We start from the raw sequence: 13,115 nt of genomic DNA on the forward strand, positions 1-13,115 counted from the left end.
GGCCCGTGCGATACTGATACCTTGCCGCGGGCCCACAGCGATCATTATATAAGTCGGTGGCGAAAGAATGAAAGATGCCCCGGCGACATGAAACCGCTGTGGCCGCGGCAAATCGGGAAAATCATGCTGGACGACGTCTACAACGCGAAAATTCTCGGATTTGCCGGCAACATCGCGCGCATCGGCCGCCTTGCGGCGCCGGACGCCAGCGCCAAGGCCCATTCCAAGCTGTGCGGCTCGACCGTGCTTGTCGACCTGAAGATGGATGGCGACACGATCACCGATTTCGCCCACGAGGTGAAAGCCTGCGCACTGGGGCAGGCCTCCTCGTCGATCATGGCCGCTCACGTGGTCGGCGCCAGGGCCGACGAGCTGCGCCAGGTCCGGCAGGCCATGTACGCCATGCTGAAGGAGGACGGCCCGGCCCCCGAAGGCCGCTTCGCCGACCTCGGATATCTCGAGCCGGTGCGCAACTACAAGGCGCGCCACGCCTCCACGCTGCTGACCTTCGACGCCGTGGTCGATGCGATCGAGCAGATCGAGCGGGCGCGCGCCGGCGCCGCCGCCTGAAACCGTGCCCCCTCCCGCACGGAGCCGCAACTGGCAGGGTTCCTGGCCGAAGACGCCCGGCCGGCTCTTCGGCACGACCCTGGTGCGCTTCTACCAGCTGACGCTGTCGGGCTTTGTCGGCAACACCTGCCGTCACCTGCCCACCTGCTCGGAATATGCCTATGAGGCGATCGCCCGCCACGGCCTGTGGGCCGGTGGCTGGATGGGCCTGTTCCGCTTCATGCGCTGCGGCCCGGGCGGCACGCACGGCATCGACCCGGTGCCGGAGCGGTTGGCGGCGCGGTTGAAGTGGTGGGCGCCGTGGCGGTACTGGAGAGTGAGTAGCGAATAGCGAATAGCGAGTAGGGAGTAGCGAATAGGGGAGTGGCGAACCCTACTCGCTATTCGCTCTCTCCCCTTTACCTCCCGGCCCGATGAAGCTAAACGCCCGTTGCACCTGTTGTCACTGTCACCACCCGCGCTCGTTGGCGGGACTGGATATGGAGAATTCCCATGGCCGAGGCCGTTTCCCTGACATTTCCCGATGGATCCGTTCGCCAGTATGACGCGGCGACGACCGGCGCTGACCTCGCCGGCTCGATCTCCAAATCGCTGGCCAAGAAGGCGGTCGCCTACACGTTTGACGGCACGCTGCGCGATCTGTCCGATCCACTCGGCGCGTCGGGCGCCATCGAGATTGTCACGCGCGAGGATCCGCGCGCGCTGGAACTCATCCGCCACGATGCCGCCCATGTGCTGGCCGAGGCGGTGCAGGAGCTTTGGCCCGGAACCCAGGTGACCATCGGCCCGGTCATCGAAAACGGCTTCTATTACGATTTCGCCCGCAACGAGCCTTTCACGCCGGAGGATTTCCCGGCGATCGAGAAGAAGATGCGCGAGATCATCGAGCGCAACCGCCCTTTCACCAAGGAGGTCTGGTCGCGCGACAAGGCGAAGAAGGTTTTCGCCGACAAGGGCGAGCGCTACAAGATCGAGTTGATCGACGCCATCCCCGAGGACCAGGAACTGAAAATCTACGCCCAGGGCGACTGGTTCGACCTGTGCCGCGGTCCGCACATGGCTTCGACCGGGCAGGTCGGCAAGGCGTTCAAGCTGATGAAGGTGGCCGGCGCCTATTGGCGCGGCGACGCCAACAACCCGATGCTGACGCGCATCTACGGCACCGCCTGGCAGGACCAGGAGCAGCTCGACGCCTATCTTCACATGCTGGAAGAGGCCGAGAAACGCGATCATCGCCGCCTTGGCCGCGAAATGGACCTGTTCCATTTCCAGGAGGAGGGGCCGGGCGTCGTCTTCTGGCACTCCAAGGGCTGGCGCATGTTCCAGAATCTGGTCAGCTACATGCGTCGCCGGCTCGATGGCGACGGCTATGAGGAGGTCAACGCGCCGCAGGTGCTCGACAAGAGCCTGTGGGAGACCTCTGGCCATTGGGGCTGGTACAAGGAGAACATGTTCAAGGTCGAATGTGCCGACGATGAAGCCGAGGACACGCGCATCTTCGCCCTGAAACCGATGAATTGCCCGGGTCACGTGCAGATTTTCAAGCATGGCCTGAAATCCTACCGAGACCTGCCGATCCGGCTTGCCGAATTCGGCAACGTCCACCGCTACGAACCGTCGGGCGCGCTGCACGGGCTGATGCGGGTGCGCGGCTTTACCCAGGACGACGCGCACATCTTCTGCACGGAAGACCAGTTGGCGGCGGAATGCCTGAAAATCAACGACCTGATCCTCTCCACCTACGCCGATTTCGGCTTCGAGGAGATCACCGTGTTCTTCTCGACGCGGCCGGAAAAGCGCGTCGGCTCGGATGCGTTGTGGGATCATGCCGAGGAGATCATGGCCGGCGTTCTCAAAAAGATCGCCGCATCCGACAACCGCATCAAGACCGCGGTCAATCCCGGCGACGGTGCGTTCTACGGGCCGAAATTCGACTACGTTCTGAAGGATGCCATCGGCCGCGAATGGCAATGCGGCACGACGCAGATCGATTTCAACCTGCCGGAGCGCTTCGGCGCTTTCTATATCGACCAGGATTCGGAGAAGAAGCAGCCGGTCATGGTGCATCGGGCCATCTGCGGCTCGATGGAGCGCTTCCTCGGCATTCTGATCGAAAACTATGCCGGCCACTTCCCGCTGTGGTTTGCGCCGGTGCAGGTGGTGGTCGCCACCATCACGTCGGACGCCGATGAGTACGCCAGAAAGGTCACCGACAGGCTGAAGCAGGCCGGTCTCCTGGCCGTGGCCGATCTGCGCAACGAGAAGATCAACTACAAGGTGCGCGAGCATTCGCTGGCCAAGGTGCCGGTGATCCTCGTCTGCGGCAAGCGCGAGGCGGAGGAGGGCACGGTCAACATCCGCCGGCTGGGCAGCCGCGATCAGGCGTCGATGAGCCTCGACGCGGTGACGGAGATGCTGGTGGAGGAGGCAACGCCTCCAGACCTCAAGCGCCGCGCGCTTGCTGCGCGATAGACAGGCTCGAGCCGGGGTCCCGTCCGTCAGGATGCGGCGGCGCTTCGCGCCGTCGCCATCTGCCGGGACCGGTGTGCCCTGAACAGGATGAAGAAGGCGATCGCCATATTGCCGAGGTTCCAGGCGATGCCGTTCAGGAAGGCGGCCTGGTAGGATCCCGTCAGGTCGTAGATCCAGCCCGACAGCCAGCCGCCCAGCGCCATGCCGATGATCGTCGCCATGATGACGACGCCGACGCGCTGTCCTGCCTCGCGCGCCGGCAGATATTCGCGCACGATGATCGCATAGCTCGGCACGATGCCGCCCTGCGACAGGCCGAAGATGAACGACACCATGTACAGCGACGTAAGTCCGTTGAACGGGATGTAGAGAAACAGCGACAGGCATTGCAGGATCGAGCCGACCAGGAGCGTCGGCACGCCGCCGATCCGGTCTGCCAGAAATCCCGAAACCAGCCGGCTGACGATGCCGGCGCCGAGCATCAGCGACAGCATTTCGGCGCCGCGCGCAATGTCGTATCCGAGATCCATGCAATAGGCGACGAGATGCACCTGCGGCATCGACATGGCCACGCAGCAGCCGAGCCCGGCCAGCACGAGCAGGCCTTGCAAGGCGCGTGGCGACAGGTCGATCGGCTTGCGGCTGCCGCGCCTCTGACCGTCCAGGGCCGAGGGTTCGTCCGACTGGTTGATCACCGGGCGCGTGCGCAGCAGCAGTGCCAGCGGGACGATGGTGACGATGCAGAACAGGCCAATGCCGACGAAGATCGTGCGCCAGTCGGTTTCCACGAGCGCCAGCTTGATGACGGTCGGCCAGATCACGCCGGAAAGATAATTGCCGCAGGCGACCGCGGCGACCGCGATGCCGCGCCGGCGTTCGAACCAATGCGAGATGTCGGCCAGCAGCGGCCCGAAACAGGCGGAACCGCCAAGGCCGATCAGCCCCTGCAGCAGGGTGAACTGCCAGATCGATGTCGTGAAGCTCGATGCGATGAAGCCGAGCCCCAGCGCCGCACCGGCTATGGCGACGGGCACGGCGACGCCGATCCGGTCCGCATAGCGGCCGATCAGGACATTGCCGAGCGCAAAGCCGATCATGCTGCTGGTGTAGGGCAGGGAAGCGGCGGCGCGGTCGACGGCGAACTCCGCCTGGATCGGCGGCAGCACGACGACGAAGGCCCACAGGCCGACCGTGCCGATCGTGCCGAGAAGCAGCGATACGGTCAGCCGGAACCAGGCATAGGATCCGTCAACCGCTATCGGGCCTGCTGTGGGCGTCGCGGGCTGCTGCACTGGGTTTTCCCGGGGGCGTTGCATGGTGTCGTATGGCAAGTGCCGGAGCACACCGTGTCTGCGGTGCGAGGGTCGGCGCAATGGCGTCTTGCTGCATAGCCCGAAGCTGGACGATTGCGTAGGGCCAGCATATGTGCCTCGCCTGAGCCTCGGGACGTCTCTGCAGGCAGCATTTTGGGTGCTGTACGATGCAAAATTGACTTTTACGTAAATCCAATGGCAAGCTGCCGAGCGGTTCGACGACCCGGATGTCGATTCCAGGCCGCCGGACGTTGCGCGACCGCGAAACCGGGCCTACGGCCTGCGCGTTCGTGCGGGACGGTGGATCCAGACGAATTGCGAGAACGACGGGCGGTTGCGGGGAGGAATGGGTCTCGCCGCGAACAAAGGGCATGAAGCCATGCGCGATTACTATTCGATTACCGAACTGACGCGGGAGTTCGGAATCTCGACCCGCACCCTGCGCTTCTACGAGGATGAGGGGTTGATCAATCCGATGCGGCGCGGCCGCACGCGGCTTTATCGTCCCTCGGACAGGCAATTGGTCCGCCAGATACTGCGTGGCCGCCGCCTTGGCTTTTCGGTCGCCGAAATTCGCGAGATCATCGAGGTCTACAAGGCGCCGCCCGGCGAGGTTGGACAGCTCAAGCTGATGCTGACGCACATCGAGCAGAAGCAGCAGGATTTGCGCCAGAAGCGGCGTGATCTTGAAGACACGCTCGAAGAGTTGGCCAGCGCCGAGGAAGCCTGCGTCGAGCGGCTTGCCGAACTCGGCGTGAACACCTGACGGCCCGCATACGGCTTTGCGCCAGGCTCAAAACCAGCGCCGCACCTTTTTCTGATAGTCGCGGTACTTTTTGCCGAAACGCACGAACAGGTGCTTTTCCTCCGGCTCTATCGCCAGTTTCTGCGTCACGAAGGACGCGATGAGGGCGAACAGCAGAAACCACGGATTGCCGGTGATCAGGCCGATGCCGGCCATCACCAGTGTGCTGGCGAGGTAAATCGGATTGCGGCTGATCGCGAAGGGGCCCCTGGTCACCAGAACTGTGGCCGCGCCATCCGCGCGCACCGTCGTGCCGGCCCTCTTGAGCGTACGGAGTGCCTGGATGGCCATTGCCCCGGAAGCCGCCACCATCAGCCAGCCGAGCGCGAACAGGAAGTCGGCCAGCGGGCGGCCGAGCCAGGGCAGCGGATAGACGACGCCCAGAACAATCGCGCCGGCGATCGCCGCCAGATAGATCAATGGCGGCCAGGGAAACTTTGCCGGCCGGTTCTCATGGTCGTTCATCTGCGCCATCCCGCTCTCCTGCCGGTGTCCCCGTTTCTGCCTGTATAGTGCATTCGGCGGCGATCTGGCTCAAGCGGGTTTCGGTTTCCAGTCCGCGCGCCGACGAGGACATCACCGTTTCAAGCCGCCCCTCGGCAACGAGAACGTCGGTGAAGCAGGCGCAATATGCGGCGCAAAACGGTTCGTCACGCGATTGGCCGCATTGCTGGATGCAGGCCCTCGTGAACTGTATTTCGGTGTCTGCGGCGGCCGCCGGCCAGAACTGGGCAAGCAGCCACACGCAGCCGATCAGCAGCGGCTGATGCAGCAGGTAGAAGGCCAGGCTGTGCCGCCCGGCGAATGTGAACGGCATCTTCCAGCGGCCCGGATTGAGCCCGGCCAGCCAGTCAAGCATGCCGCTGTCGCGGGCGATTCTGGCGGCGGCGATGCCCGCCAGGACCGCGCCGAACCAGGGCAGGAGCGGGACGTAATCGTTGGAATGCGGATTGGCGCTCGACAGGCCGACCCACCAGAGTGCCGGATGGTCGAAGAAGGCCGAGCGCAGGAAATGCGGCGCCGCCACCGCGCCCGCCGCCGCCACGAGCACCAGCCAGGCGGGCAGCCGCAGGAAAGCCAGGCCGACAAGGCTGGCCAGCGCGATGTGGTGCAGAATGCCGAAGAAGATGAAGCCTTCGGGAAAGGCGAACCAGGTGGCGGCCGAAATGGCCGCCGCCGCCCCGGCGACCATTGCCAGTCTTCTGCTGAACCCATGCCAGCGGATTTGCCGCGCATGCGCCAGGAAAAGGCTGACGCCGACGAGGAACAGGAACGAGGTGGCGATGCTGCGGGCGAAAAGCCGCCAGCCGCCGCTGACGGTCGTGCCTGGCTCCATGTAGCCGAAGAATTCCAGGTCCCAGCCGAAATGATAGACCGCCATGGCGAGAAGGGCAGCACCGCGCGCGATATCGATTGCCGCAATGCGCGGTTTGCCCGAAACGGCCTGCTGCATTAGGTGGATGCCCCGTATGGTTCTTATCGAAACTAACATTTATATGGGTCGCTGTGAAAAGTGGCCGAAAGACGGAAGAGGACGAGCTCAATGCAAAAGGTCGAAGCCAATGGCGCCTCCATTCCCGTGCTCGGGCTGGGAACCTGGACGCTGAAGGACGCGGCATGTGTCGCCCTGGTTTCCAAGGCCCTGTCGATCGGCTACCGCCATGTCGATACAGCCGCCGCCTATGGCAACGAGGAAGCCGTTGGCGAGGGAATTCGCGCGTCGGGCGTTGACCGCGAGGCGCTTTTCGTCACCACCAAGGTCTGGTGGACCGACATTGCCGCGGGCGATCTTGAGCGTTCGGCCGAGGCCAGCCTGGAGCGGCTCGGTCTTGACCGTCTCGACCTGCTGCTCATTCATTGGCCGAACCCGCAAGTGCCGCTCGCCGATAGCATACGCGCGCTCAACCGCATGCGCGAGACGGGCCTGACCCGGCATATCGGCGTGTCCAACTTCACCACCGCGCTGCTCGCCGAGGCCATTCGATTGTCCGATGCCCCGCTGGTCGCCAATCAGGTCGAGTATCATCCCTATCTCGACCAGGACCAGGTCTGGCGCGCCTGCCGCGCGGCGGGCATGGCGATGGTGTCCTACTGCCCGCTCGCCCGTGGCAGCCGCCTGTTCGATGACCCGGCCGTCGCCGGGGCGGCCGCGCGCCACGGCAAGACGCCGGCCCAGATCGTCCTGCGCTGGCATGTGCAGCAGGAAGGCGTCGTCGCCATCCCGCGCACCAGCAATCCTGCACGCCTGTCTGAAAACGCCGATATCTTCGACTTCGCCTTGAGCGATGCCGAGATGGCGGCGATCTCGGCGCTTGGCGCGGCCGGCCAGCGCATTTGCGACTACGATTTCTCGCCCGCCTGGGATGCCGCGTAACCATCACAGGTTGATCGCGCTGGTTAACCCTGCGTTAGCCGGTCCGCATTACTTTACCTAAGGTTGTCCTGATCGCCGCCTTGGCGGTCGGGAAGCAGGGTATGCCTTTGGGGGAAGGTGGGCAGCGCATGTTGCAGACTTCGAGTGGCGCGGAAGACCGGCCGGGCGATATCGCGTCCACGATCGCCAATTCCATGCGGCGCATGGGCATTGTCGGCCTGCCGCGCAATTATGAAATCTTCTATGAGGTCTATACCGGCTCCAACCGCGAATTGGCGGCCGATTTTGCCGCGCTGAACGGGCGGCCGACGCAGGAGGCGCTGGACGAGCTGGCGCTAAAGTACTTCGCCCAGAGCAACCGCCACGCCATCGTCGAGACGGCGCAGGAGCAGATCGCCGACCGGGCGCAGGAGATATTGTCGCTGCTTGGCCGGGAACGCAGTTCGCTGGAAAAGTTTGGCGTGATTCTCGACCAGACCTCGAACGGGCTCGGCGCCCGCGCCGATCTGTCTCGCGATATCCTGCGCAAGATTGTCGGCATCATGGCCGCCGCCACGGAAACCACCATCGAGCAGGGCCGCCAGATCAGCCGTGCCATGGAGGACAAGTCCGACGAGCTGGAGAAGATGCGCGCCAAGCTCGAGCAGTACAAGCGGCTGGCCGACACCGACCCGCTGACACGGATCTGGAATCGGCGCGCCTTCGACAAGCGCATGGCGCGCATCTTCGACGATGAACGCTCGGTGATGTTCCATGCCTTGATTCTGGCCGACATCGACGGCTTCAAATCCTTCAACGATCATTACGGCCACCCGGTTGGCGACCGCATCCTGCAGATCGTCGCGCATCTTCTGAAGGTGCAGGGCGGCACCGACTGCTTTGTCGCCCGCACCGGTGGCGAGGAGTTTGCGCTGATCGTCGAAGGGCTCTCGGTGGAGGCCACGATGGCGGTGGCGGAAGCCGCCCGTGTGGCCATCGAGAAAGCCGAGTTCTGCGTCGGGTCGACGGCGCGCAATTACGGGCCGATCAACATTTCGCTCGGCGTCTGCATGGCATCGGACGCCGCCGACGCCGACGACCTCTACGCCAAGGCCGACCAGGCGCTCTATGCCTCCAAGGTCGATGGGCGCAACCGCGTCAGCCTCTATGCGAACCTTCCGCGCGGCAAATTCACCAAAAGCTGGCTGATCTACCGCAAGGATTGAGCTGTTGCCGGCCGGCACGGCCAGAACGCCATGCGTCCATTCGGACGCATAAAGGACGCTCTATCTTCTTGTATTTCCGCATTTATGCGGACGTCAGGTGATTCCACCTGACTGCAAATGCTATAGTCAGTTTTGCTAAAATTTGCCTATACTTCGCGGCAAGCGCGCGCAGATTTTCGCCCCAATTGTGCTACAGGGGCGATGGAGGGCGTTGTTTACGTGCGATTCTTTCGCGGATTTTTGAGAAAAGTGAGGACACGGACTATGTTGAAGAAATCCATCGCTGTCGCGCTGGTGGCGGGCTTTGCCGCCGGTTGTGTGACCAGCACCGATCCCTATACCGGTCAGCAGAAGATTTCCAACACGGCCGGGGGTGCGGCGCTGGGCGCACTTGCGGGCGCCGGCGTCGGGCTTCTGGCCGGCGGCGACGACCGCCGCAACGCGCTGATCGGCGCCGGCATCGGCGCGCTGGCCGGTGGCGCCGTGGGCTCCTACATGGACCAGCAGGAATCGCAATTGCGCGGCCAGTTGCAGGGGACGGGCGTCAGCGTCACGCGCCAGGGTGACTACATCATCCTCAACATGCCGTCGAACATCACCTTCTCGACCGATTCGGCGACCATCCAGCCGGCCTTCTACCCGACGCTGAATTCGGTGGCGCTGGTGCTGCAGAAATACAACCGCACGCTGGTCGATGTGTTCGGCCATACGGATTCGACCGGCAACGACAATTACAATCTCGACCTGTCGCAGCGGCGCGCCGGCTCGGTGGCGAACTACCTGATCTCCCAGGGTGCCGCCAGCCAGCGCTTCGCCATCATCGGCGAGGGCGAGACGCAGCCGATCGCCTCCAACGCCACGCCCGACGGCCGGGCGCAGAACCGTCGCGTGGAAATCCGCCTGTCGCCGCTGACCGGCGCCTGATCGGATAGAGCATTTTGCAGTCAGGTGGAATCACCTGACGTCCGCATAAATGCGGAAAAGCAGCGCATTTTGCAGTCAGGTTGAATCACCTGACGTCCGCATAAACGCGGAAAAGCAGCGCATTTTGCAGTCAGGTTGAATCACCTGGCGTCCGCATAAATGCGGAAAAACAATGAGATAGACTGATTCAACGACAGGAGCCGCCGGAGAGATTCGGCGGCTTTTTCGTCTGCTTGTTCGGCCGCGCGTCAGCCGGCGGCAATCTCCCTGGCGATCCGCGCCGCCAGGACGGCATTGTTCTTCACCAGGGCGATGTTGGTCGCCAGGCTCGCCCCATCCGTCAGTTCAAGGATGGCGGCCAGCAGGAATGGCGTCACGCCTTTGCCCGAGACGCCCTCCCGCGCGGCCTTTTCCTGCGCGGCGGCGATGTGCGCGGCCATGATTTCGGCGGGGATCTCGTCAGCCTCGGGAACGGGATTGGCGATCAGCATGCCGCCGTCGATGCCGAGCGCCTTGCGCGTCGCCTGGAAGCGGGCGATGGCCGCCGGCGTGTCGAGCCGCAACGGCGCCTTGTGCGGCGATTGCCGCGACCAGAAGGCAGGCATGGTGTCGGTGGCGAAGGCTACCACCGGCACGCCGCGCGTTTCCAGCACTTCCAGCGTCTTTTCCGTGTCGAGAATGGCTTTCGGCCCGGCCGACACGACGATCACCGGCGTCCTTGCCAGTTCGTCGAGATCGGCGGAGATGTCGAAGCTCGTCTCCGCGCCCCGGTGCACGCCGCCAATGCCGCCCGTGGCGAACACGGCGATGCCCGCCATATGCGCGGCGATCATGGTGGCCGCCACCGTCGTGCCGCCGGTTCGCCCCTCCGCCAGGGCGAAGGCGAGATCGGCGCGCGACAGCTTCATCGGGTCTTTCGCCTGCGCCAGTGCCGCCCGCTCGCTGTCCGAAAGGCCGACCTTCAACCGTCCGTCGATCACCGCGATGGTGGCCGGCACCGCGCCCTCGGCGCGGATCAGCGCCTCCACATCGGCCGCCATCTCATTGTTGCGCGGCCATGGCATGCCATGGGTGATGATCGTGCTTTCCAGCGCCACGACGGGCTTGCCGGCCGCAAGCGCGTCAGTCACCGGAGCGTGGATATCGAGAATGTTCTTGGATCGCACGGGGAGGGCTCCTTCATGAAACGGCGCGTGGCGCGGGCACACGGGCAAGGGCCGTGGCAAACAGGTTGGCATCGAATTCCGGCGCGGCCGAGGCGCTGGCCACCGCAAGACCTGCGGCGGCGATGCCGTGACGCGCCGCCTCGGGCAGGCTTTCGCCATGCATCAGGGCGGCGATGGTCGCGCCGGCCAACGCATCGCCGGCGCCCGTCACATCGGCGATCTGCGCCACCTCGGGCGGCGTGATCTGCCAAAGCCCGCCGTCGGCAAAGACCAGCACCGAATGGCTTCCCGCCGTGATGACACCGCCGGTCAGGCCCATCCGCTGCAGCCGGTCAGCAGTCATCGCCAGGGAGGCGTCTTCGCCAAGGTTCGCCAGGCTGCGCGCCTCGCTTCTGTTCATGAACAGCGTCGCCAGCCGGTCGAACATGGCGATCAGCCGCCCCGCCTTCGCCGGCGAAACGGCGATCGCATGGATCGGCGTCGTCCCGCTGAGTGCCACGAGCTGGGCAAGTGCCGGCTCGGGCAGGTTGGCGTCGCACAGAATGGCGTCGGCGGCAGCGGCCGCATCGCGGCATTTGCGCCGCCGCAACTGCTTGGCGAACGCCTTTTCATACAGCTCCATGTCGGCAAGCCCGGTGATCAGCTCGCCATCCTGGTCGAGAATGGCCGTATAGCTCGGCGTCGCGCGGTCGAGGAAGATGGCCGACAGATCGTCGAAGCCCGCCTGCTCGACGGCGCTCGCCACCTGTTCGCCGGCCGCGTCGCCGCCGCGCAGCGACAGAAGTGAAACGGCGATGCCGCGCCGCGCGGCTGTGCGCGCCGCGTTGAACACGCCGCCGCCCACCTCCTCGCGCATCCGTCCGGGATTGGAGGTGGCGGGAATGTGCGGCCCGGCGAGCCGGCCGCGCCGGTCGAGATGCGCCCCGCCGATGGCGAGCAGACGCGAAGCCCTCGCCGTCACCATGAACCCTCCAGGCGAATCGCAACGATGCAAAACCGCGCCGTAACCAGGCATGCGCCGCCATCTGCGATGGTCGGATGTTCGACAGCGCTTGAATTGGCACAAAATGAGAACAAATTCTCTTTTCCTTTTTTATTCAAAGGTTTAATTCCTATTGCAAAAAGAGAACAAAAAGAGTACGAATAACCATCGCGGATTTGGCGGACCCGCCTCCATTGACGACAAAGGGGTGTTGTATCATGGCTCAGAACTCATTGCGGCTTGTAGAGGACAATTCGGTGGACAAAACCAAGGCTCTGGATGCGGCGCTCTCGCAGATTGAGCGTGCTTTCGGCAAGGGCTCGATCATGCGGCTCGGCGCCAATGACCAGGTGGTCGAGATCGAAACGATTTCCACCGGCTCCCTGGGGCTCGACATCGCGCTTGGCGTCGGTGGTCTGCCACGTGGCCGCGTCATCGAGATCTATGGACCGGAAAGCTCGGGCAAGACGACCATGGCCCTGCACACGGTGGCCGAGGCGCAGAAGAAGGGCGGCATTTGCGGTTTCATCGATGCGGAACATGCACTCGACCCGATCTATGCGCGCAAGCTTGGCGTCGACCTGGAAAACCTTCTCATCTCGCAGCCCGATACGGGTGAGCAGGCATTGGAGATTTGCGACACGCTGGTGCGTTCGGGCGCGCTCGACGTCATTGTCGTCGATTCGGTGGCGGCATTGACGCCGCGCGCCGAGATCGAGGGCGAGATGGGCGATTCGCTGCCGGGCATGCAGGCGCGCCTGATGAGCCAGGCGCTGCGCAAGCTGACCGCGTCGATCTCCCGCTCCAAGACGATGGTCATCTTCATCAACCAGATCCGCATGAAGATCGGCGTCATGTTCGGTTCGCCGGAAACGACGACCGGCGGCAATGCCTTGAAATTCTATGCCTCGGTGCGTCTCGACATTCGCCGCATCGGCTCGGTCAAGGACCGTGAGGAAACGGTCGGCAACCAGACCCGCATCAAGGTGGTGAAGAACAAGATGGCGCCGCCCTTCAAGCAGGTCGAGTTCGACATCATGTATGGCGAGGGCGTTTCGAAGACTGGCGAATTGGTCGATCTGGGCGTCAAGGCCGGTGTGGTGGAGAAGTCGGGTGCCTGGTTCTCCTACAATTCCCAGCGCCTCGGTCAGGGCCGCGAGAACGCCAAGCAGTTCCTGCGCGACAATCCCGAGACCGCCAATGAGATCGAGATGACCCTGCGCCAGAACGCCGGGCTGATTGCCGAGAAATTCCTCGAAGACACCGGGCCGGAGGATCGCGACGACGTGGCCGAAGGCTGACAG

Annotated in this window: 13 protein-coding genes; 8 read left to right on the plus strand and 5 right to left on the minus strand. The window is 64.0% G+C overall.

All coding sequences use genetic code 11. From position 1 onward, the window contains the following. The first annotated feature begins 123 nt into the window (after window positions 1–123). The 3 genes from AB843_RS15985 (at window position 124) to thrS (ending at window position 3,042) form a co-directional block, all read left to right on the plus strand. The gene (locus AB843_RS15985; RefSeq protein ID WP_048647986.1) at window positions 124–570 is read left to right on the plus strand and encodes an iron-sulfur cluster assembly scaffold protein; all 447 of its coding nucleotides are present in this window, start codon (window positions 124–126) and stop codon (window positions 568–570) included. After that, window positions 524–901: a membrane protein insertion efficiency factor YidD gene (yidD, locus tag AB843_RS15990; protein ID WP_087587124.1), complete on the plus strand. Its 378-nt coding sequence runs from the start codon at window positions 524–526 to the stop codon at window positions 899–901. Before AB843_RS15985 ends, yidD begins: the two co-directional genes overlap by 47 nt. 161 nt (window positions 902–1,062) lie before the next feature. Next, window positions 1,063–3,042 carry a threonine--tRNA ligase gene (gene thrS, locus AB843_RS15995; RefSeq protein WP_048647876.1) on the plus strand — a complete coding sequence of 660 codons (1,980 nt, stop codon included), beginning with the start codon at window positions 1,063–1,065 and terminating at the stop codon, window positions 3,040–3,042. A 26-nt stretch (window positions 3,043–3,068) separates the two neighbouring features. On the opposite strand, the gene AB843_RS16000 is transcribed toward thrS, so the two are convergent. Next, the gene (locus AB843_RS16000; protein WP_082143865.1) at window positions 3,069–4,358 is read right to left on the minus strand and encodes an MFS transporter; all 1,290 of its coding nucleotides are present in this window, start codon (window positions 4,356–4,358) and stop codon (window positions 3,069–3,071) included. 376 nt (window positions 4,359–4,734) lie between these two features. Here AB843_RS16000 and AB843_RS16005 point away from each other — a divergent pair, with 376 nt between their 5' ends. Continuing rightward, window positions 4,735–5,121 (plus strand): MerR family transcriptional regulator, encoded by a 387-nt coding sequence (locus AB843_RS16005; RefSeq protein WP_048647988.1) that lies wholly within the window; start codon window positions 4,735–4,737, stop codon window positions 5,119–5,121. A 27-nt stretch (window positions 5,122–5,148) separates the two neighbouring features. On the opposite strand, the gene AB843_RS16010 is transcribed toward AB843_RS16005, so the two are convergent. Next, window positions 5,149–5,625: a methyltransferase family protein gene (locus AB843_RS16010; RefSeq protein WP_048647877.1), complete on the minus strand. Its 477-nt coding sequence runs from the start codon at window positions 5,623–5,625 to the stop codon at window positions 5,149–5,151. Then, window positions 5,612–6,613 (minus strand): acetyltransferase domain-containing protein, encoded by a 1,002-nt coding sequence (locus AB843_RS16015; protein WP_048647878.1) that lies wholly within the window; start codon window positions 6,611–6,613, stop codon window positions 5,612–5,614. The genes AB843_RS16010 and AB843_RS16015 overlap by 14 nt, the downstream gene beginning before the upstream one ends. A gap of 90 nt (window positions 6,614–6,703) precedes the next feature. Here AB843_RS16015 and AB843_RS16020 point away from each other — a divergent pair, with 90 nt between their 5' ends. From AB843_RS16020 to AB843_RS16030, 3 genes are all read left to right on the plus strand, one after another. Next, the gene (locus AB843_RS16020) at window positions 6,704–7,534 is read left to right on the plus strand and encodes an aldo/keto reductase (RefSeq protein ID WP_048647879.1); all 831 of its coding nucleotides are present in this window, start codon (window positions 6,704–6,706) and stop codon (window positions 7,532–7,534) included. Window positions 7,535–7,662: 128 nt separating this feature from the next. After that, the gene (locus tag AB843_RS16025; RefSeq protein ID WP_082143866.1) at window positions 7,663–8,739 is read left to right on the plus strand and encodes a GGDEF domain-containing protein; all 1,077 of its coding nucleotides are present in this window, start codon (window positions 7,663–7,665) and stop codon (window positions 8,737–8,739) included. Window positions 8,740–9,003: 264 nt separating this feature from the next. Further along, the gene (locus AB843_RS16030; RefSeq protein ID WP_048647880.1) at window positions 9,004–9,663 is read left to right on the plus strand and encodes a YiaD family glycine zipper/OmpA-like lipoprotein; all 660 of its coding nucleotides are present in this window, start codon (window positions 9,004–9,006) and stop codon (window positions 9,661–9,663) included. 248 nt (window positions 9,664–9,911) lie between these two features. Here AB843_RS16030 and AB843_RS16035 read toward each other — a convergent pair whose 3' ends face one another. Together AB843_RS16035 and AB843_RS16040 are read right to left on the minus strand one after the other, a co-directional pair. Then, window positions 9,912–10,829, minus strand: coding sequence for a pseudouridine-5'-phosphate glycosidase (locus tag AB843_RS16035; RefSeq protein ID WP_048647881.1), 918 nt, complete (start codon window positions 10,827–10,829; stop codon window positions 9,912–9,914). 13 nt (window positions 10,830–10,842) lie between these two features. Beyond that, window positions 10,843–11,793 (minus strand): carbohydrate kinase family protein, encoded by a 951-nt coding sequence (locus AB843_RS16040; protein WP_048647882.1) that lies wholly within the window; start codon window positions 11,791–11,793, stop codon window positions 10,843–10,845. Between the two features lie 236 nt (window positions 11,794–12,029). Here AB843_RS16040 and recA point away from each other — a divergent pair, with 236 nt between their 5' ends. Beyond that, window positions 12,030–13,112, plus strand: coding sequence for a recombinase RecA (gene recA / locus AB843_RS16045; RefSeq protein WP_048647883.1), 1,083 nt, complete (start codon window positions 12,030–12,032; stop codon window positions 13,110–13,112). Window positions 13,113–13,115 lie beyond the last annotated feature (3 nt).

This window comes from Nitratireductor soli (assembly GCF_001050155.1).
GTDB lineage: Bacteria > Pseudomonadota > Alphaproteobacteria > Rhizobiales > Rhizobiaceae > Nitratireductor > Nitratireductor soli.

Bases quoted from the DNA above. Each gene is read 5' to 3' on its own strand.
- AB843_RS15985 (WP_048647986.1), top strand. From the start codon at position 124: ATGCTGGACGACGTCTACAACGCGAAAATTCTCGGATTTGCCGGCAAC.
- yidD (WP_087587124.1), top strand. From the start codon at position 524: ATGCGATCGAGCAGATCGAGCGGGCGCGCGCCGGCGCCGCCGCCTGAA.
- thrS (WP_048647876.1), top strand. From the start codon at position 1,063: ATGGCCGAGGCCGTTTCCCTGACATTTCCCGATGGATCCGTTCGCCAG.
- AB843_RS16000 (WP_082143865.1), bottom strand. From the start codon at position 4,358: ATGCAACGCCCCCGGGAAAACCCAGTGCAGCAGCCCGCGACGCCCACA.
- AB843_RS16005 (WP_048647988.1), top strand. From the start codon at position 4,735: ATGCGCGATTACTATTCGATTACCGAACTGACGCGGGAGTTCGGAATC.
- AB843_RS16010 (WP_048647877.1), bottom strand. From the start codon at position 5,625: ATGAACGACCATGAGAACCGGCCGGCAAAGTTTCCCTGGCCGCCATTG.
- AB843_RS16015 (WP_048647878.1), bottom strand. From the start codon at position 6,613: ATGCAGCAGGCCGTTTCGGGCAAACCGCGCATTGCGGCAATCGATATC.
- AB843_RS16020 (WP_048647879.1), top strand. From the start codon at position 6,704: ATGCAAAAGGTCGAAGCCAATGGCGCCTCCATTCCCGTGCTCGGGCTG.
- AB843_RS16025 (WP_082143866.1), top strand. From the start codon at position 7,663: ATGTTGCAGACTTCGAGTGGCGCGGAAGACCGGCCGGGCGATATCGCG.
- AB843_RS16030 (WP_048647880.1), top strand. From the start codon at position 9,004: ATGTTGAAGAAATCCATCGCTGTCGCGCTGGTGGCGGGCTTTGCCGCC.
- AB843_RS16040 (WP_048647882.1), bottom strand. From the start codon at position 11,793: ATGGTGACGGCGAGGGCTTCGCGTCTGCTCGCCATCGGCGGGGCGCAT.
- recA (WP_048647883.1), top strand. From the start codon at position 12,030: ATGGCTCAGAACTCATTGCGGCTTGTAGAGGACAATTCGGTGGACAAA.